This is a genomic window from Pseudomonas sp. TWR1-1-4, assembly GCF_049897165.1.
Taxonomy (GTDB): domain Bacteria; phylum Pseudomonadota; class Gammaproteobacteria; order Pseudomonadales; family Pseudomonadaceae; genus Aquipseudomonas; species Aquipseudomonas canadensis.
The window spans coordinates 866,249-885,790 of record NZ_JAFCVS010000001.1; the positions used below are offsets into that span (position 1 = coordinate 866,249).

Here is a 19,542-nt window from a genome sequence, read left to right on the forward strand (position 1 = left end):
GCGACGATCATTCACCCCGCCTATACAAAACCATGGCGCCGAACCTATCTGTAGGAGCGAGCTTGCTCGCGAAAACTCGAGAGCGCCTCGCTTATCCAGAAAACACGCGCCATCGTTGACGATTTTCGCGAGCAAGCTCGCTCCTACTTCTTGCCTTTCTTGTCGTGCTTGTCTGACTTGTCGAACGCCGCCTCCAGTGCCCGGTTGATCGTGCGCAGCACCTTGACCCGCGCCCAGCGCTTGTCGTTGGCCTCCACCAGTGTCCAGGGCGCGATTTCGGTGCTGGTGCGGTCAACCATATCGCCCACGGCGGCACGGTAGTCGTCCCACTTGTCGCGGTTGCGCCAGTCGTCTTCAGTGATCTTGAAGCGCTTGAACGGGATTTCCTCACGGGCCTGGAAACGCTCCAGTTGGGTCTGCTTGTCGATGGCCAACCAGAACTTGACCACGATCACACCCGCGTCGCGCAGTTGCTCTTCAAAGTCGTTGATTTCGCCATACGCGCGCATCCAGTCCGCTGGGGTGCAAAAGCCCTCGATGCGTTCCACCAGTACACGTCCATACCACGAACGGTCGAAGACAGTGAACATGCCCCGCGCCGGGATCTTCTGCCAAAAACGCCACAGATAAGGCTGGGCACGCTCGTCCTCGCTCGGTGCGGCAATCGGCACGATGTGGTACTGGCGCGGGTCCAGCGCCGCCGCCACCCGACGGATCGCCCCGCCCTTGCCCGCCGCGTCGTTGCCTTCGAACACCGTGATCAACGCGTGCTTGCGCATGCGTTTGTCGCGCATCAGGCCGGAGAAGCGTGCCTGCTCGGTGATCAACTGTTCTTCGTAATCGTCCTTTTCCAGGCGCTGCGTCAGGTCGAGGCTGTCCAGCAGGCTCTTCTTGTCCACGGAGGCGATCAACGGTGCCGGGTTCATGCCGCTGGCCTTGCCTTTGACCAGCTTCAACGCATTTTGCAGGCCTTCCAGCAGCAGCTTGCCCACGGTGAGGCTGCGATAGTTGCTGTCCACCCCTTCGATTACATGCCACGGTGCATAGTCGCGGCTGGTGCGGCGCAACACGCGCTCGCCGAAATGCACGAATTTGTCGTAAGTCTCAGACTGCTGCCAATCCAGCGGGCTGATGCGCCAGCTGTGCAGCGGGTCATCGGCCAGGGCCTTGAGCCGCGCCTTCATTTGCTTCTTGGACAGGTGAAACCAGAACTTGAAGATCAGTGCGCCTTCATCACAGAGCATCTTTTCCAGACGCTCCGCACCGGCGATAGCCTGGTCCAGGCGCGCGTCCTTGATCTGCCCATGCACGCGGGCCTGCAGCATCTGGCTGTACCAATTACCGAAGAAGATCCCCATGCGGCCTTTGGCGGGCAGTTGCCGCCAGTAGCGCCAGGCCGGCGGCCGGGCCAGCTCTTCGTCGGTCTGCTGGTCGAAGGTGCGCACCTCGATCAGACGCGGGTCCATCCATTCGTTCAATAGCTTGACCGTCTCACCCTTACCGGCACCCTCGATACCGTTGATCAGGATGATCACCGGGAAGCGCTTCTGCTGCTGCAGCTCGTATTGCACCTCCAGAAGTGCCTCACGCAGCGCAGGGACTTCGGCGTCGTAGGTGTCTTTGTCGATGGCGTGACCGATTTCGGCGGATTCGAACATGGGCAGCTCCGTTTCAAGATGGCTCAAGACTAGCGGATTGGGCAGCAACACGCGGGAGGAAATTCCATCGGTGCTTGCCGTGGGTCAATTCATTGCCTGTTGATCGGCTAGAATGGCGGCCTTGTCTTGACCGAGCCGCCCATGAACCCCATCACCCACGCCCAGCTCGACTGGGATGACCAAGGCCGCCCGCACTCACGGGTGTTCGACGACGTGTACTTCTCCGATAAGTCCGGCCTTGAAGAAACCCGTTATGTGTTCCTGGAACAGAACCGCTTGCAGGAGCGTTTTGCCGCCTTGCCGGTGGGCGGGCGCTTGGTGATTGGCGAAACGGGGTTCGGTACGGGCTTGAATTTTTTGTGCGCCTGGCAGTTGTTCGAGCAATACGCGGTAGCCGGTGCGCACCTGCACTTTGTCAGCGTGGAAAAGTACCCGCTGAGCCACGCCGACCTGCACCGCGCCCTCGCCCTTTGGCCTGAACTACAACCCTTTGCCGAACAATTACTCAAGCAATACATCGCGATCCACCAAGGCTTCCAACGCCTGATCCTGGATAACGGCCGCGTGACCCTTACCCTGTTGATCGGCGATGCCCTGGAGCAACTGCCGCAACTGGATGCGCAGATCGACGCGTGGTTCCTCGACGGTTTCGCCCCAGCGAAAAACCCGGACATGTGGACCGCCGAACTGTTCGCCGAACTGGCGCGGCTGGCCGCACCGGGGGCAACCATCAGCACGTTTACCAGCACCGGTTGGGTGCGCCGGCTGATCAATGCCGCCGGCTTCAAGATGAAGCGCACGCCGGGTATTGGGCATAAATGGGAGATCCTGCGCGGGGAGTTCCTCGGTTGGCCAGCGCAGACGCCCTTGCCGCCTGCCGCCAAGCCGTGGTTCGCACGGCCGCCTGCCATTGATGGCGAACGCCACGCCCTGGTAATCGGCGGCGGCCTGGCCGGCTGCACCACGGCGGCCAGCCTGGCGGCGCGCGGCTGGCGGGTCAGCCTGCTGGAGCGCCATACGGCCCTGGCGCAGGAAGCCTCGGGCAACCCGCAAGGCGTGCTGTACCTCAAGCTATCGGCCCACGGCACAGCCCTGTCGCAGTTGATACTCAGTGGTTTCGGCCACACCCGACGCCTGCTGGAGCACCTGCACCGTGGCGTCGACTGGGACGGGTGCGGCGTGCTGCAACTGGCCTTCAACGCCAAGGAGGCCGAGCGCCAGGCGCAGTTGGCCGCTGCCTTTTCGCCCGGCTTGCTGCACCTGCTGAACCCGGCCCAGGCCCAAGCGCGCGCAGGCGTGGCGCTGGAGCACGGCGGGTTGTTCTTTCCCGAGGGCGGTTGGGTGCATCCTCCGGCGTTATGCGAGTGGCAGGCACGCCATCCGCTGATCACGGTGCTGACACATCACGAAGCCCTTGAGCTGCAACGCGTTGACGGCCAGTGGCACGCCCTGGCCGGTGACACCCGGCTGGCCAGCGCGCCGGTGGTGGTGTTAGCCGGTGCGGCCGAGATCAAGCGTTTTCCGTTCAGCGCCGACCTGCCCCTCAAGCGTATTCGCGGGCAGATCACCCGCCTGGCGCAAACCCCGCAGAGCGAAGCCCTGGCTACCGTGGTCTGCGCCGAAGGCTACGTGGCCCCGGCGCGCCTGGGCGAGCACACCCTGGGCGCCAGCTTCGATTTCAAGAGCGACGACCTGACGCCCACCGTCGCCGAACACGCCGGCAACCTGGAGATGCTGCGCGAGATTTCCGTCGACCTGACGCAACGGTTGGGTGCCGACGCATTGGCCCCCGAACAGCTGGAAGGCCGTGCCGCCTTCCGCTGCACCAGCCCCGACTATCTGCCGATTGTGGGGCCGCTGGCCGAACGCGCAGCCTTCGACCAGGCCTACGCAGCGTTGCGCAAGGATGCCCGCCAGATCCCAGAAGCCGCCTGCCCGTGGCTTGACGGCCTGTACATCAACAGCGGCCACGGCTCGCGCGGCCTGATCACTGCGCCACTGTGCGCCGAACTGCTCGCAGCCTGGCTCAACGACGAGCCGTTGCCGGTGCCCGCCAGCGTGTCAGAGGCGTGCCACCCCAATCGGTTCGCCCTGCGGGCGTTGATTCGCGGCACGGGTGGGTGATAACACGGGCACCTAGCAGACATTCAACGCGCCGGGTTTGAGTGCGTCCTCGGTCTGGCGCCTGATTTCAGCCGCTTCAACCGGCATGCGCTCACTGGTAATCACGTTCATTTGCTCGACGTAGTCGGTATCGGTCAGTGTCTGGCGTTGATCGAATACCCGCTGCGCGCGTTCGTGGAAAGAACCCAGTACGTCTTCAAACCGTCCTTGAAAGCGTCTTTTCAAATAGTCGATCCAGAACGGCAACCCGACTATAAAGTCCAACAATTCGGATGAAAGCTCGGCCACCCGGACCTTGTCAGCGGCAGCCACCAAATCCTTATTCGTCACCTCGGCCAATTGCCCAAAGCGCATATGCCTGGGTTGGCCGGGCAGGTCTAACTTGTCGGCCAGACCTATGCGAAACGCCAGGCTCACTTCCAACGGGTCGGCGCTGGGATGACTGAGGCTGTGGCTGCGGGCATAGCGTTCAACCTGGTCGAGCCGAAACAGGCCCTTACTCAACTTCAGCAGCGGCTCAGCCGTCAACTGGCCGCTCTCGACGCCTTTTGAAGCCTCATGAAGAAGCGTCAGCACCTCAAGGTTGCTGAAGCTTGCAGCTGCAGCATCATCACAATTGAGTGGCGTAGCGGCACGGTCAAAGATTTCTGCACGCAAGCCTGCATCGGCTTCAGCAGCCTCCAACACCCACCACACCCGTTGGCTCATGTCCACGCGAACATTTTTTGCATCAGCGGTACTGCCCAGTCCGGCGAGGAGATTGAACAGCCCCTCGGAGCCCTCCTCGGCCCTGAGTGCTGCCCAGGTGGCGCGTTTCATCTCTATATCCGCCCCCATATCCTTTAACCAGCGCTCTTGCGCCCGTTGCTCAGTCAAACGGGCAGGATCATCCTCCAGGAAACCCATGCCGACACCGACGCGACTCCGGTAGGCACTGACCAACTGGCGGCTAGGCGTGTCCAGGGGGTTATCCCCCAAATGGAGCGTTTGTGCGAGAACTCGTGGGACTTCAGACAGCCACCGAGGCAGTGTCGTAATGTGATTGCCGCGCAGGTCAACCGTTTCCAGGTAGGGCGGGCGTCGAAACCCCGCTGGCAACTCCTTCAGAGAACAACTGTTCAGGAACAAGGCGCGCAAGTCGAACATCCGATCGATCAGCGGCGCGTTTAGCAGTGGGTTGTGGTTGAGGTTCAACACCCGCAGTTCGGTCAAGGTTGCAAGTTGCGTTCGACCAGCCTCCGTCAGTTGCAGTTGGTTGCAGTTCAAGTACAGGCGCCGCAGCAGGGACATCTGCGACAACACCGTCGGTACTTGGGTCAACTTGTTGCCCGCCAGGTCGAGCATATTGACCCCATTGAAGCGCTCAAGAAAAGACCCGACCTGATCATCGAGGTCCATATTGCGCAACACCAAGCGACGCACATGACCAAAATCCACCCCGACGGGCAACTGGGGCAAAGCACCGACATTCAGGCCCTCCAGCTCCAGTCCGAACATCTCGATACCGCGCTCGTTGCGCAGCAGTGTTTTACGCTTCCAACTGCGCTCAATCGCCTTGGCGACTGCTTTGCGTCCGTCACGCAAATCACTCCTGGCCGAGCGTGAAAGGCCCTTTACAGCGGCTTTTTCGTCGCACCACCGTGCCAACGCGAGCTGTAGAGCCTTGAGCTGTTGCTGCAACACCTTGACGGCCCTGGCGCGCGACAAATGATCCGTGCCCATGTCTTGAAGCAACAACGTGAGCTGGCGTGAACTCAACTTGGGGTAGAGCTTGCAAAGCTTGCGCATCAAGGCTGCCGGCTGTGGCGCCAGCTCCTCCAGCAGCGCCTGAACACACGCCACCGCCGGCTCGGGCACTGCGCGCTCCGGCCAGAGGTAACGGGCAAGCGTCTTGCGCTCCGTTTCGGCCTTGCCCAGTAACTCTTGGTTCAAGTGGCTGGCACGTTGAGTCCCATTCAATCTCAGCGTGGCGATTTGATCAGCGGATAACGTCTCGGTCAGGGCTTGGTAAAAACCCTCCCCACCCGTTGCTAATGCCCCCAAGGCTTTGCCCCGTGCATCAAATGCCTGAAAGCCATCGGCAGACGCTACAACCGTCCGGTGCAATGTCGCCGCCTGCCCGCCGAGTTGCGCGATCACTTCGCCATTGAGCGAACCGCGGCGTAGCTGCAATGCCTGGGTCTGTGGCCAGTCGACAACTCGCCCCAGCAGCCCGACGGCCAGGCGCTGGGTGGCCTCATTGCCATATCTCGGCCAGTACAGACCACTGAGTGCTCGGTCTTCTTCAAGCAGTCGCAGGGCCTCTCGGGTTCGTTGCGCCAGCAACAGGGGCACCCGCCGTGTCTCGCGCAGGCGCACGCGCTGCCGGGTCGAAGCGTTGGAGAGCAGCTCCCAGGCCTGGCGATTCGGCAAGCCTGGGTAGTGATGAATAAGCAGCGCATGATCGCTGTGCGTAATAACGTTGGCTTCCTGGTACAGCTGATCATGAACCTGCCGATGGCTGCGTTCGAGCGACTTCAACAAGCGGCGCTTCAAGATCACTTCTGCTTCGCCAGGTTCTACGACGCCACCCAGCAATGCCTGTGTTTCCTCCGGGTCCAATGCGGCCAGCAGCGTAGGCATCACCTCGCCACGTTCAAGCTGCTTTTCGGTGATATGAATGCTCAGGTCTTCGTAGTCAAACGGCGCTGCATCAGGATAGCTTTCAAGCAGGTTGCCCTCCTCGTCCAGCACTTCAAAAAAGCGCCCGCGGGGCCAGCCGGGCATATGGGGCAATGCAAGCATTTGGGTGCGTGCCGTACTCAGATCCAACTGCGCCTGATGCTCAAGCTGCCAGGTCAGGTCACGCACTTTCTGCTCTTGCATGAAGCGCACTACTCCATCATTGAAACGTTCCGGCAATGGCAGGTTTTCCTGGGCCAGGTAACGCAACCGAGGCAGGGACAAATCGGCGATGGTTGCAAGTTCCCTCAACCGCTCCCCCGTCAGCGTCCCGAGGAATGAATTCGACCGCGTGATAATGTACGCAGGCTCTTCCCAGTCTTGAGGCCGCTCCCACTCAAACTGCCATCCCGCCGTGCCGTTGTGCTTGAGCGGGGGGCGGTACGCATCGCTGCGTAGCGGGTGAATGGCAGACCACTGCTTCACAGCGGCGTCATAGGCGATCGCATACACCCGAGCTTCGATCTTGGTGTAAGCGTGTCCATTGGTCTTGTACACCCCCATGGCATTGGCAACCGTGCCGGAAACCACCTCCGGGGGGTGTTGATACGCCGTTGTGCGGCGGCGCCATAACCACGCGCTGCCGTCCGGCCGCTTGACGGCCTCAATGCCATCAAAAAACACCTCCGTTCGAGTCACCCATCGCTTGACCCCACCGAAGGCCTTCACCCCTGCGGCGAACGCTGCCATGCCAGCGATGCTCTCCGCCACGTTGACCAAATGTTCAAGCGCCTCGTTTTTTTCATTGTGGCTCCAGTCGTCGATGCCCTCGAACATCTCGCCCAGTAACTGGCCAATACCCTCCCCCATCATCAATAGCCCAATCATCGGCACCACGAACCCTGCAATGTTGAGCAGGGTCAAGCCTGCATCCAGGTAGCTTTGCAGGCGTTTCTGGCGAGCGTCATCATCGGCCTGTGCGGTGGGCACTGCCAATGTGATCGCATCCAGCTGCAGCTTGCCGGTGCACACATTGAAAAAGAACCTGGACAGGTTGCCCGGTTCCTCGATTGGCTCCAGCCGCGCGAGGGTTCGGTTCCTATCAAATCGCTGGAAGAACTCAAAGCGTTCGGTCTCGGCCAGGTAGCCGGTAAAAAAACGCCGATAAGCCTGCACTTGAAGTTTGAGCGTCAGGTATTGCTTGAAATCCTCCAGCGACGGGTACTCGTACCACCGCCGCGTCGGCTCGTTAGGCATGTACAACACCGCCGGCCCCGAGGGAAAGCCGTCTTCGTTGGCATTGGCCAGGACCATCACGCCCCACACGCAGGCCCCCCCGACACTCAACCCTCGCCACACCATGGGCTTACCCTGAAAGAGCAGGTGCGCCATCTGGCTGGCGGGTAAGTCGCGCTTGATCAATTCAGACAGCAACGTGTAGGTCGGCGGGCTGACATCGCCTTTGGCATACGCAATATGCAAGTCAACCAGCATCTCCAAGCGCCTGGCATTGCCGAGCTGCAAGACTGCCGGGTTGTACCCTCGGTCAGACTCCAGCGCCGCTTCACTGGGCGCCGGCAGGTTGAACACATCGCGAAGGTGCAGTTGGTAGGCAGCGCCCAGGTCCAGTTCACGACAGTAACCCGCGAACGCCTCAGCACTGAGACCGCGCACGACCGTGTTCCCGGCACGAACGACCGAGCCTTTCGGCAGCTCGGCTCCATCCTGCGAGAAGTTCTGCATGGCCGCCTGCAGCAAGCTGTGCTTCTCAATCTTGATCTGATCATACGTCGGTCCGAAAACGCTGGTCATTGTGAAAGTGCGCCGCGGCACTTCCAGCATGTCGAGTTCGACATTCAGCGACGCATGCCCCTTGGCGGACAGAAACGCCTTGAGTTTCTCGGCGCAAAATTGTTTGAGCGGTTTGACACGCCCCAACAACCGAGCTGCCTGTTCGCGCGGTCGTTCACTCTGTTCATGGGCCTGTTGCAGCGCTTGGAGAGTGGCGGCATCGGCATCCTTCCACCAGGCGGGCAATTTTTGCTGCAACACCAGGGCTATATCCAGGTCTCCCGTCAGTTCCAACAGCGCGGCGGTAACGTCCTCCTCCGACACCGGCGTAACGGCGTGGCTTGAATCCTGTGTCTCAGTCATTGGCAATCATCCTTATTGCGTTGAGAAATACCGCCCAACGATAAGGCCGATCCTGGATTCAAATGACGCAAATACTCGGGCGATCAGGCACCCGACCCCCCGACTTTTTGCATGCATCCCAGCGTTGTTTACCGCCATTTAAGCCAACGTCACTGCACACGCAGACTGGCATTCAACCGATCAAGGCTCTTTGCCTTATAACCGATTGTTCTAAAACTCCCAGGATAGGCGTGTGTCAGTTTCTGGGTACGCGCCCTTCTGGGCGTATTGAGTGTTTCCCCTCCCCAACGGAAAAACCGGTAAGGAATTTATGTGCGGATTAGCTGGCGAATTACGTTTCGATGCCCAACCTGCCGACCTGGCTGCGATTGAGCGCATCACCCATCATCTGGCCCCCCGTGGGCCCGACGCCTGGGGCTTCCACGCCCAAGGGCCGATTGCCTTGGGGCATCGACGCCTGAAAATCATGGACCTGTCGGACGGCTCGGCCCAACCGATGGTCGATGCGCACCTGGGCCTGTCCCTGGCCTTCAACGGCGCGATCTATAACTTCCCGGAACTGCGTGAAGAGCTGGAAGCCCTGGGCTACGCCTTCTATTCCGGCGGCGACACCGAAGTGCTGCTCAAGGGCTATCACGCCTGGGGCGAAGCGCTGCTGCCCAAGCTCAACGGCATGTTTGCTTTTGCGATCTGGGAGCGTGACGCCCAGCGCCTGTTTATTGCCCGTGACCGCCTGGGCGTGAAGCCGTTATACCTGTCGCGTACCGGCCAGCGGTTGCGCTTCGCTTCGGCACTGCCGGCGTTGCTTAAAGGCGGCGACATCAATCCGATCCTGGATCCGGTTGCGCTTAACCATTACCTGAACTTCCACGCCGTGGTGCCTGCACCGCGCACCTTGCTCGCCGGCGTCGAAAAAATGCCGCCGGCCAGTTGGATGCGCATCGACGCCAGCGGCAACACCGAGCAGAAAGTGTGGTGGACCCTGCCCTACGGCCCACACGACGATGAAAAAAACCTCACTCTCGAAGACTGGACCGACCGCGTGCTCGACAGCACCCGCGAAGCCGTGGCCATTCGCCAACGTGCGGCTGTGGATGTGGGCGTGCTGCTTTCCGGTGGCGTCGATTCAAGCATGCTCGTCGGCCTGCTGCGCGAAGTGGGCGTACAGGATCTGTCGACGTTTTCCATCGGTTTTGAAGATGCCGGTGGCGAAGCGGGCAACGAGTTCCAGTACTCGGACCTGATCGCCAAGCACTACGGCACCCGTCACCACCAACTGCGCATTGCCGAAAGCGAGATCATCGAGCAACTGCCCGCCGCGTTCCGCGCGATGAGCGAGCCGATGGTCAGCCACGACTGCATCGCCTTCTACCTGCTGTCGCGGGAAGTGGCCAAACATTGCAAAGTGGTACAGAGCGGCCAGGGCGCGGATGAACTGTTCGCCGGTTACCACTGGTACCCGCAGGTGGACGGGGCGAGCGATCCCTACGCGGCTTATCGCGAGGCTTTTTTCGACCGTAGCTACGACGACTACGCGGCCACTGTCGCGCCGAAATGGCTGACTGCCAACGACGCCGCCGGCGACTTTGTGCGCGAACATTTCGCCATGCCCGGCGCCGACGCCGCCGTGGACAAGGCCCTGCGCCTGGACAGCACGGTGATGCTGGTGGACGACCCGGTCAAACGTGTCGACAACATGACCATGGCCTGGGGCCTGGAAGCGCGCACGCCGTTTCTGGACTATCGCCTGGTGGAACTCTCGGCCCGTGTGCCTGGCAAGTTCAAACTGCCTGATGGCGGCAAGCAGGTGTTGAAAGAAGCTGCGCGTCGCGTGATCCCGAGCGAAGTCATCGACCGCAAAAAAGGCTATTTCCCGGTGCCGGGCCTCAAGCACTTGCAGGGCGATACCCTGAACTGGGTACGCGAACTGCTACTCGACCCGAGCCAGGATCGTGGCCTGTTCAATCCCGCGATGCTCGACCGCTTGCTCACTGACCCGCAAGGCCAATTGACCCCGCTGCGCGGCTCCAAGTTGTGGCAGCTGGCGGCGCTGAACCTATGGCTCAGCGAACAAGGAATCTGATCGATGAAACCCCATGCAGCGGCTTACAGCCAACGCTTGCTCAAAGGCCAGGCGCCCACTTATGAGCGCCTGCAAGCGCGCCTGGCGGAAGATGGCAGCCCCTTGGCAGCCGAACCAATTGCCGTGCATTGCGGTTGGGGCCGGCTGTTGATCGGTCATACATTTCCAGACCCTGCCAGCCTCGCCCAAGAGTTGCTCAACGAGCAGCCGGGCGAACGGGATATCGCACTGTATGTGGCGGCGCCCCAGCAGATTCTGGGGATTGATCCGCAGCAGTTGTTCCTTGACCCGTCCGATACCTTGCGCCTGTGGTTCAGCGACTATCGCCCGGCCACTCGGGTGTTTCGCGGTTTCCGCATTCGCCGGGTCCAGACCGAGGCGGATTGGTTGGCGGTGAATCAGTTGTATCAAGGCCGCGGCATGTTGCCGGTCGACGCCGAACGCCTCACACCGCGCCATCAAGGTGGCCCGGTGTATTGGCTGGCGGAAGACGAAGACAGCGGCGCGGTGATCGGCAGCGTCATGGGCCTCAATCACCAAAAGGCCTTTCACGACCCGGAAAACGGTTGCAGCCTGTGGTGCCTGGCAGTCGATCCGCAATGCACGCGGCCCGGCGTGGGCGAAGTATTGGTGCGCCATTTGGTGGAGCACTTCATGAGCCGTGGCCTGAGCTATCTGGACTTGTCGGTGTTGCACGATAACCGCCAGGCCAAGAACCTTTACGCCAAGCTTGGCTTTCGCGCGCTGACCACTTTTGCGATCAAGCGCAAGAACGGCATCAACCAGCCGCTGTTTCTCGGCCCGGGCCCACAGGCGGGGTTCAATCCCTATGCGCGGATCATTGTCGAGGAAGCCCATCGGCGTGGCATCGACGTGCAAGTGGATGACGCCGATGCGGGCTTGTTCACGCTGAGCCATGGCGGGCGTCGCGTGCGTTGCCGTGAATCCTTGAGCGATTTGACCAGCGCCATCAGCATGACCCTGTGCCAGGACAAAAGCCTGACCCACAAAGTGCTGAAAGCCGCCGGTTTGAAACTGCCGTCACAGCAACTCGCGGGCAGCGCGGATGACAACCTGGAGTTTCTCGACGAACACCAGCGCATCGTGGTCAAGCCGTTGGATGGCGAACAAGGCCAGGGTGTGGCAGTGGATCTGCAAAGCATCGAGGAGGTGCAGCAGGCGATTGAAGCCGCGCGGCAGTTCGACAGCCGTGTGTTGCTGGAGAGCTTTCACGAAGGGTTGGACCTGCGCATCCTGGTGATTGGTTTCGAGGTGGTCGCCGCTGCGATCCGTCGCCCTGCCGAAGTGACCGGTGATGGCCACCATTCCATCGGCGCGTTGATCGAAGCCCAGAGCCGTCGCCGCCAGGCCGCCACCGACGGTGAAAGCAAAATCCCGTTGGATGCCGAAACCGAACGCACCTTGAAAGCCGCCGGTTTCGACTACAGCAGCATCCTGCCCCGTGGTCAGACCCTGGCCGTGCGCCGCACCGCCAACCTGCACACCGGCGGGTGCCTTGAAGATGTCACCGCGATCCTGCACCCAACGCTGGTGGACGCCGCCGTGCGCGCCGCCCGTGCCCTGGACATCCCAATGGTGGGTCTGGACCTGATGGTGCCCGCCGCCGATCAACCCGAATACGTGTTTATCGAAGCCAATGAACGGGCCGGCCTGGCCAATCATGAACCGCAGCCTACCGCGGAGAAATTTGTGGATTTGCTGTTTCCCCATAGCTGAACGATCCGAACCCCAGGAGTCTTTATGAGCCGAACCATCCCCGAACCGGATCTGAATTACCTGCAAAAAGTCCTGCTGGAAATGCTCGCTATTCCCAGCCCTACCGGATTTACCGACACCATCGTGCGTTACGTCGCCGAGCGCCTGGAAGAACTGGGCATTCCCTTCGAAATGACCCGGCGCGGCACCATCCGCGCTACGTTGAAAGGCCAAAAAAACAGCCCAGACCGCGCCGTGTCCGCTCACCTGGACACCATCGGCGCCGCCGTGCGTGCAATCAAGGACAATGGCCGCCTGAGCCTGGCACCGGTGGGCTGCTGGTCGAGCAGGTTCGCCGAGGGCAGCCGCGTCAGCCTGTTCACCGATAACGGTGTGATCCGTGGCAGCGTGTTGCCGCTGATGGCCTCCGGGCATGCGTTCAACACCGCCGTGGATGAAATGCCGGTGAGCTGGGATCACGTGGAACTTCGCCTCGACGCCTACTGCGCGACCCGCGCCGATTGCGATTCCCTGGGGATTGGCATCGGTGACTATGTGGCCTTCGACCCGTTGCCGGAATTCACCGAGAGCGGCCACATCAGCGCCCGCCACCTGGATGACAAGGCCGGTGTCGCCGCCCTGCTCGCCGCGCTCAAGGCCATCGTCGACAGTGGCGAACCCCTGCTGATCGACTGCCATCCGCTGTTCACCATCACCGAGGAAACCGGCAGCGGTGCGGCTGCTGCCTTGCCTTGGGACGTCAGTGAGTTTGTCGGCATCGATATCGCCCCGGTCGCCCCCGGCCAGCATTCAAGCGAGCACGCGGTAAGCGTGGCGATGCAGGATTCCGGCGGGCCGTATGACTATCACCTGTCGCGGCATTTGCTGCGCCTGGCGTCGGAGAATGAATTACCCGTGCGCCGCGACCTCTTCCGCTATTACTTCAGCGATGCACATTCAGCGGTCACCGCCGGCCACGATATCCGCACGGCCTTGCTGGCGTTCGGTTGCGATGCGACCCATGGCTACGAGCGTACCCACATCGATAGCCTCGCGGCCCTGAGTCGTTTGCTGGGTGCTTACATTCTCAGCCCGCCAGTGTTCGCCAGTGATGCGCAACCGGCCCAGGGCTCCCTTGATCGATTCAGCCATCAGATCGAGCACGAGACGCAGATGGAGAGCGATACCCGTGTGCCATCGGTGGACAGCCTGGTGGGCAACAAGTCCTGAGGCTGGCAACTATGATCCCGGCGCAGTAGCATCGCCGGGATCCATCACCCGAGGCTTGTATGCTGATTCCCTACGACGCACTTGAAGTCGACACCCTCACCCGCCTCATCGAAGACTTTGTCACCCGTGACGGCACCGACAATGGCGACGACACGCCCCTGGAAACCCGCGTGCTGCGCGTGCGCCAGGCATTGACCAAGGGCCAGGCACTGATCGTGTTCGACCCGGAGAGCGAGCAGTGCCAGTTGATGCTCAAGCACGACGTGCCCAAGCATCTGTTCGACTGACCGGGTTTCAAGGGTTGGGCACAGGCTCCGGATGCGTTCTGGCGCCTTGGCGTTCGAGGATTTTCTGGTACACCTCTGCTCGATGAACCGGCACCCCGGCCGGCGCGCCAACGCCGAATTTCACCTGGTTACCGTTCAACTCAAGGATGTGCACGGCGATGTCATCGCCGATGGAAATGACTTCGCCTACACCGCGGCTTAGGACCAGCATGGCGGTTGTCCTTTTAACAATGAAAGGACCTCGACCATGCGCGCACTGGGTGGGCCGCAGCAATGGCTCGCGACGAAAACAGGCACTGCCTACAAGAGCAGGTAAATTACCTGACAGAGCACTGCCTGATCAGCCCTTGGCCGCCTGCGCTTTGGCGCGCATTTTGTCGGCCATAGTGGTCATCTCGTCATAGAGCAACTGCGGGTTCTTTTGCTTCAAGGCCCACGCCATCCGCCCTTGTTCATGGGGCAGGATCATGAACTCGCCCTCTGCCACGCGCTGGTAGATGTAATCGGCAATCTGCGCCGCCGAAATCGGCGAGCTTTCAAGCAACTTGCCCACCTGGGCCTTCATCGCCGGGGTTGGCCCACGAAACGAATCGAGCAGGTTGGTCTGGAAGAACGATGGACACACCACGTGCACGCCGACTTCCTGCTGCTTGAGTTCCACCAGCAGGCTTTCCGACAGCGCGACCACGCCGGCCTTGGCTACGTTGTAGTTGCTCATCGCCGGCCCCTGCATCAATGCCGCCATGGACGCGATGTTGATGATGCGACCCTTGCTCTTTTCCAGCAGCGGCAGGAACGCTTTGCAGCCCTTGACCACGCCCATCAGGTTGATTGCGATCTGCCAATCCCAGTCCTCCAGGGACAGTTCGGCAAAGAACCCACCGGAGGCCACGCCGGCATTGTTGACGATCACATCGATGCCACCCAACTTGACCTCGCAAGCCTGGGCAAACGCGGTGAGCTGGCTGTAGTCGCGCACATCGCAACGCTGGATAAACCCGTCGCCGCCTGCCTCGCGTACCAGTTTAAGAGTTTCCTGCAGGCCCGGCTCGCTGACGTCCGACAAAGCCAACTGCCACCCTTCACGGGCCCAACGCAAAGCGATTTCGCGGCCCAGGCCCGACCCGGCACCAGTGATCATCATGCGATTTTGCATAAGAAGTAGCCTTGTGGTTCACGGAAGAAGTGACCGGCAGTGTAGCGAAGGTCTTTCCTGCCCCCATCCACCATCAGAATGATGAATGCCCCTGGCAAACCGGCAGCTGGGTCGGAGGCTCGCGTATAGCCTAAGTTCAATATTTTTCAACTAACCACGCACATTCGCGAACGCATTAAAAGAAATAAGCAAGTTTGCGAAATGCTTTAAAAAAATACTGAATTTTCCGCAGTTGTCGACAGTCGGAGTTGTTAAGGCGTTCGTGAATCAACTAGCGGGCCTATCGTTAATAACCGGTCTTTGCTGAAGGCCAATAAGGAAAAAAACCATGAGCCTCATTCTGATCATTATCCTGATCCTCCTGCTGGTCGGTGGTCTGCCAGTATTCCCTCACTCGCGCAACTGGGGTTATGGCCCGTCGGGTATTCTGGGTGTCGTACTGGTGGTCCTGCTGGTACTGTTGTTGCTCGGCCGGATATAAAAGCCAACCCCTGTAGGAGCGAGCTTGCTCGCGAAGATCGTTAACGGTGACACGGAGTTTCTGAATAAACGCGTTGCCCTTGCGTTTTTCGCGGGCAAGCCCGCTCCTACAGTAAACAAAGCAAAAAAAAGAGGCCTTTGAAGGCCTCTTTTTTATTGCCGGTTAATTAGTCCGGCTTACCGTCAACTACGCCGGCAGTGTTATCCAACAGGCTCTTGGTTGCCGTCTGCAGGAATGACTCCAGCTTCTGCCGTAATGCAGTTTCGTCCGGCGATTCAGCAATCACTTTGCCGGTCGGGTTGGCGCCCAGCTCATATTCCCACAGCTTGGGCGGCATTTCCTTCGGCAGTACCAGCACCCGGTCGCCGGTGAGCAACGCGACCGTCTGGTCGCTGCCTGAAGGCTTGATCACGCCAAAGCCCTTGTCGCCTTCCGGCAGGTTCAGCAGGTCGCGACCCCAGCACTGGTGCAGGGTTTCGCCACCCAGGCGGCCCATGATGGTCGGCACGATGTCGATCTGGGTGCCGACGGTGTGGTCACGCTCGCCGAACTTCTCTTGGATGCCTGGTGCAATCATCAGCATCGGCACGTTGAAGCGGCCCAGATCCATTTCGGTGATTTGCTGCTCGTTACCGAAGCCGTGGTCGCCCACGATGACGAACAGGGTTTCCTTGAAGTACGGCTCCTTGCGGGCTTTTTCAAAGAACTGGCCCAAGGCCCAGTCGGAGTAGCGCATCGCCGTCAAATGCTCGTCGAGGCTGCCACGACCCGTGACCTTCTCCACCGGCAATGGCGTCGGCAAGGCATACGGCGTGTGGTTGGACAGGGTTTGCAGCAAGGCATAGAACGGCTTGCCGCCTTCGCGGGCTTTCAATTCTTCCAGGCCACGGTTGAACATATCCTGGTCGGACACGCCCCACGTCGGGTCGGAGAACACCGGGTCGACGAAGTCGTTACGACCGATGAAGTTGGTCATGCCCTGGTTGCTGAAAAAGCCCGACTGGTTGTCCCAGGCGAAATCGCCGTTGTAGACATACACATCGTCAAACTTGCGCGCACTGAGCAACTGCGGCAGGCCCGACAGCTTGTGGCTGCCTTCAGGGGTCTGCATCAGGTATTCGAACGCCGGCAGGTTCGGGAAGCACGCCATGGTGGCGAACATCCCCTGGTGGGTGTGCGTGCCGTTGGAGAAGAAACGGTCGAACAGCAAGCCTTCCTTGGACAGTTTGTCGAAGTACGGCGTGATATTGCCCGGACGCCCCAGCGCGCCTACCGAGTGACCGGCGAAGCTTTCCATTAGGATCACGACGACGTTCTTGATCGGCAGGGTTTTCTCGGCCGGCGGAGTGAACTCACGGCGCACGGCGGCGGTGTCGGTATCCACCAGTTTTTCGGTCGGCAGCACCAGCATGTCACGCACGGTCTGGGTCGCCAGCGGCTGCTCCAGTGTGGCTTTCCAGGTATTGTCACGGTGTTCAGAGAAACGTGCCTTGGCCGCACCGATCAACGACAGCGTGCCATTGAGGCCCAACTGGTTGGCGAAGTTCGAGTCGGTGGTGTACACGTCCCCCCAACGCAGCGGCGGGCCCTGGCGCAGGGTGCCACGAATGGCGACCACGGCGATCAGCAGGCAGACCACAAACACCGCAATGCGGGTGTACCACGGTGCGACTTGACGGGTGCCGATACTGCCACCGCTGAACGGCCCGCGTGGGCGCGTTGCGCGGTCGGCGCCCTTAAAGGCCATGCTCAGGATCAGCGTCCCCACGGCCCAGGCCAGCAGGTAGCGCACCACCGGGAAACCGTACCAGAGCATGCTCATCACGGTTTTCGGGTCTTCCTTCACATATTGGAAGACCAGACCGTTGAGGCGCTGGTGGAATTCACGGTAGAAGTCCATTTCCATCAGGCCCAGGAACAGGGCAATGCTGGACGCGACGGTCAGCCACAGACGGAAGAACCCACGCGCGGCCATGGCGCGGACGCTGAACAGCGCCAGCAGCAGCGGAACCAACGCGTACATCACAAAGCGGATGTCGAAGCGCGTGCCATTGACAAACGCTTCCAGGAAGGTCGAGGCCGGCGTGTCGAGGATCATTTCGCGGTTGTACACCAGCAGCGCCAGGCGCAGCAGGGAGAACATCACCATCATGACCAGTGCGCAGAGCAGCGTGTACGCCAGATGGGATTTGACGGTCGGTTGCAGCAAGCGATTTGAAGCTCGCTGCTGATTCAGGGCGTCCGGGTTTGCCATGTCGTTTTAGGACCCATTGGAAGTTTAAGTGACGAAGTGGTGCAGTGGCGCGAATGGTGCCCGATCAATGCCAGCAAGGCTATTAATTACTGAACGCACACCGCAGCCCCGCCTTTAGTGGCGCTTGGAATAGAGCCCTGGCAGGGAAATAAAGCCGGCGAATTGTCTTGGATGGGATGTGAAAATTCTGTGCAGCGAATATTTCGAAACATAAATCTAATGATGTGCTGAAACCAATGTGGGAGCGGGCTTGCTCGCGAATGCAGTGTGTCAGTCGAAACATCCGTGATCGATAGACTGCATTCGCGAGCAAGCCCGCTCCCACATGGACTGTGCCCAGTCTAGATCGATTGGATAATCAAATCCGCACGTTGCCCCGCGGTCCGGCGATTGCCCAGATGATCAGCCCCAGCACCGGCAGCAGCAGGATCAACAGGATCCACAGCACCTTGGCGCCCGTGCTCGCGCCGCTTTTGAACACGTTGATGATCGCCCAGATATCCAGCGCCAGAATGATCAGCCCGATCAAGCCATTAAAAGTGGAACCCATGGTGTCGCTCCTAAGTGAGGGCATGCACTTGTAGGATAGTCAGCGCTGGCGGGGGTTCCGTTTTATTTTCAGACGTGAACGGCGATCTTTAGCGCTTCCAGGGACGGCTCAGCCTTGATGCCGACTTCAGCGCACAGCGCCAGCACGCGGGGCAGATCGTTACCGTACACCAGCACGGCCTGGATCTCGTCATCCAACAGTTGACTGAAATTGAGCAGCACATAGCCACCGTCTTCCGGGCTCAGCGCACTCATCTGGATCTGGATGCGGTTCAGCGCGGTGAGGTCTTCGGTCTTCCCAAGCTGCTTGGGCTTGAGGTTGAATGCCACGCCAGGACCAAACGAGGCGACGATCTGCGCGAACAGGTCGCCGTAGGTGTCGGCCTGGAACAACGCGGTCTCCGGCAGGCTGCCGACGACGACCCACTCCCCCAACGGAATCGGGAAGCTGTCGTCGTAGTTGATATCGGGGTTGGCCGCCAGAAATGCCACGGGGTCCGCGTAGGCCTGGGCCGCCTCATCGGCAATGCGCGCCACTTCGTCCTCGCTCATGACACCGGCGCTGATTTTGCTGATGAGTTCGACGAGGGCGGTTTTCATGGGTGTTGTCCTGTGGCGGGCGGGTTTTCGAGGGCGCGTAGCCTACACCAGTTTTTGCAACTTCGCCGCCGTATCCACTGCGCCCATGGTGTGTGCTGCCGCCAACGCGGTTGCGCCTTGGGCATCAGTAGCCTTGGGGTTGGCGCCCTGGCCGAGCAGGTAGTCGAGCATTTCGACGCGATTGAACATCGCCGCCATCATCAATGCTGTACGGCCATCGGAGGACGACGCATCCACTGGCGCACCGCCTTCGATCAGTGCCTTGACCACCTCCAGGTTGCCCTTGAACGCCGCGCCAGCCATCGGCAACTGGTTCTTGTCGTTGGCAATCAGAGGGTCAGCCTTGAATTCCAGCAGTACTTTTACCGCGTCGGCATGACCGTGGTAGGCCGCCAACATCAACAGGGTGTCGCCATTGTGATTACGGAAGTTTGCCGGCAAGCCCTTGGCCAGTAGCGCGGCAAGCATGGCGGCGTCGCCTTTGCGGGCGACGTCGAACACCTGCTCGGCAAATTCTGCTGCTTCATCATCGGTCATTTGTTTGGCTTGTTCTGACATGTGGGGCTCCTTGTCTGGTCCTTTATATGGC

15 protein-coding genes are annotated in these 19,542 nt (G+C 60.5%); 7 read left to right on the forward strand and 8 right to left on the reverse strand.

What is annotated here, in order from left to right:
* Positions 1–143: 143 nt before the first annotated feature.
* Complete coding sequence (gene pap, locus ACP7C6_RS04075; protein WP_028617241.1) at positions 144–1,658, reverse strand: polyphosphate:AMP phosphotransferase; 1,515 nt, start codon at positions 1,656–1,658, stop codon at positions 144–146.
* A gap of 141 nt (positions 1,659–1,799) precedes the next feature.
* Between pap and mnmC the strand changes: the two genes are divergently transcribed.
* Positions 1,800–3,782 (forward strand): bifunctional tRNA (5-methylaminomethyl-2-thiouridine)(34)-methyltransferase MnmD/FAD-dependent 5-carboxymethylaminomethyl-2-thiouridine(34) oxidoreductase MnmC, encoded by a 1,983-nt coding sequence (gene mnmC, locus ACP7C6_RS04080; protein ID WP_426108296.1) that lies wholly within the window; start codon positions 1,800–1,802, stop codon positions 3,780–3,782.
* 12 nt (positions 3,783–3,794) lie between these two features.
* On the opposite strand, the gene ACP7C6_RS04085 is transcribed toward mnmC, so the two are convergent.
* A complete protein-coding gene (locus ACP7C6_RS04085) occupies positions 3,795–8,384 on the reverse strand; it encodes an NEL-type E3 ubiquitin ligase domain-containing protein (RefSeq protein WP_426108320.1) in 4,590 nt (1,529 codons plus the stop codon).
* Here ACP7C6_RS04085 and ACP7C6_RS04090 point away from each other — a divergent pair.
* From ACP7C6_RS04090 to ACP7C6_RS04110, 5 genes are all read left to right on the forward strand, one after another.
* Complete coding sequence (locus ACP7C6_RS04090; protein WP_308908911.1) at positions 8,310–8,579, forward strand: hypothetical protein; 270 nt, start codon at positions 8,310–8,312, stop codon at positions 8,577–8,579. The genes ACP7C6_RS04085 and ACP7C6_RS04090 overlap by 75 nt on opposite strands.
* A gap of 328 nt (positions 8,580–8,907) precedes the next feature.
* Complete coding sequence (locus ACP7C6_RS04095) at positions 8,908–10,680, forward strand: N-acetylglutaminylglutamine amidotransferase (protein WP_028617244.1); 1,773 nt, start codon at positions 8,908–8,910, stop codon at positions 10,678–10,680.
* A 3-nt stretch (positions 10,681–10,683) separates the two neighbouring features.
* Positions 10,684–12,417 (forward strand): N-acetylglutaminylglutamine synthetase, encoded by a 1,734-nt coding sequence (gene ngg, locus ACP7C6_RS04100; protein WP_028617245.1) that lies wholly within the window; start codon positions 10,684–10,686, stop codon positions 12,415–12,417.
* Between the two features lie 24 nt (positions 12,418–12,441).
* A complete protein-coding gene (locus ACP7C6_RS04105; protein WP_016976388.1) occupies positions 12,442–13,626 on the forward strand; it encodes an osmoprotectant NAGGN system M42 family peptidase in 1,185 nt (394 codons plus the stop codon).
* 59 nt (positions 13,627–13,685) lie between these two features.
* Complete coding sequence (locus tag ACP7C6_RS04110) at positions 13,686–13,913, forward strand: YheU family protein (RefSeq protein WP_003192759.1); 228 nt, start codon at positions 13,686–13,688, stop codon at positions 13,911–13,913.
* 7 nt (positions 13,914–13,920) lie between these two features.
* Here ACP7C6_RS04110 and csrA read toward each other — a convergent pair whose 3' ends face one another.
* Entirely contained in the window at positions 13,921–14,124 is a 204-nt protein-coding gene (csrA, locus tag ACP7C6_RS04115) for a carbon storage regulator CsrA (RefSeq protein ID WP_028617247.1), read from the reverse strand.
* Between the two features lie 129 nt (positions 14,125–14,253).
* Complete coding sequence (locus ACP7C6_RS04120) at positions 14,254–15,069, reverse strand: SDR family oxidoreductase (protein ID WP_028617248.1); 816 nt, start codon at positions 15,067–15,069, stop codon at positions 14,254–14,256.
* 328 nt (positions 15,070–15,397) lie between these two features.
* Here ACP7C6_RS04120 and ACP7C6_RS04125 point away from each other — a divergent pair, with 328 nt between their 5' ends.
* Positions 15,398–15,550, forward strand: a complete 153-nt coding sequence (locus ACP7C6_RS04125) for a DUF3309 family protein (RefSeq protein WP_015885095.1) — start codon at positions 15,398–15,400, stop codon at positions 15,548–15,550.
* Between the two features lie 166 nt (positions 15,551–15,716).
* On the opposite strand, the gene ACP7C6_RS04130 is transcribed toward ACP7C6_RS04125, so the two are convergent.
* The 4 genes from ACP7C6_RS04130 to ACP7C6_RS04145 all read right to left on the reverse strand — a co-directional run bounded on the left by ACP7C6_RS04130 (position 15,717) and on the right by ACP7C6_RS04145 (position 19,511).
* Complete coding sequence (locus ACP7C6_RS04130) at positions 15,717–17,804, reverse strand: LTA synthase family protein (RefSeq protein ID WP_426108297.1); 2,088 nt, start codon at positions 17,802–17,804, stop codon at positions 15,717–15,719.
* A gap of 358 nt (positions 17,805–18,162) precedes the next feature.
* Entirely contained in the window at positions 18,163–18,354 is a 192-nt protein-coding gene (locus ACP7C6_RS04135) for a PLDc N-terminal domain-containing protein (RefSeq protein WP_003172956.1), read from the reverse strand.
* Positions 18,355–18,422: 68 nt separating this feature from the next.
* Positions 18,423–18,953, reverse strand: a complete 531-nt coding sequence (locus ACP7C6_RS04140) for a hypothetical protein (RefSeq protein ID WP_426108298.1) — start codon at positions 18,951–18,953, stop codon at positions 18,423–18,425.
* A 42-nt stretch (positions 18,954–18,995) separates the two neighbouring features.
* Positions 18,996–19,511: an ankyrin repeat domain-containing protein gene (locus ACP7C6_RS04145; RefSeq protein ID WP_028617251.1), complete on the reverse strand. Its 516-nt coding sequence runs from the start codon at positions 19,509–19,511 to the stop codon at positions 18,996–18,998.
* Positions 19,512–19,542: the final 31 nt, after the last annotated feature.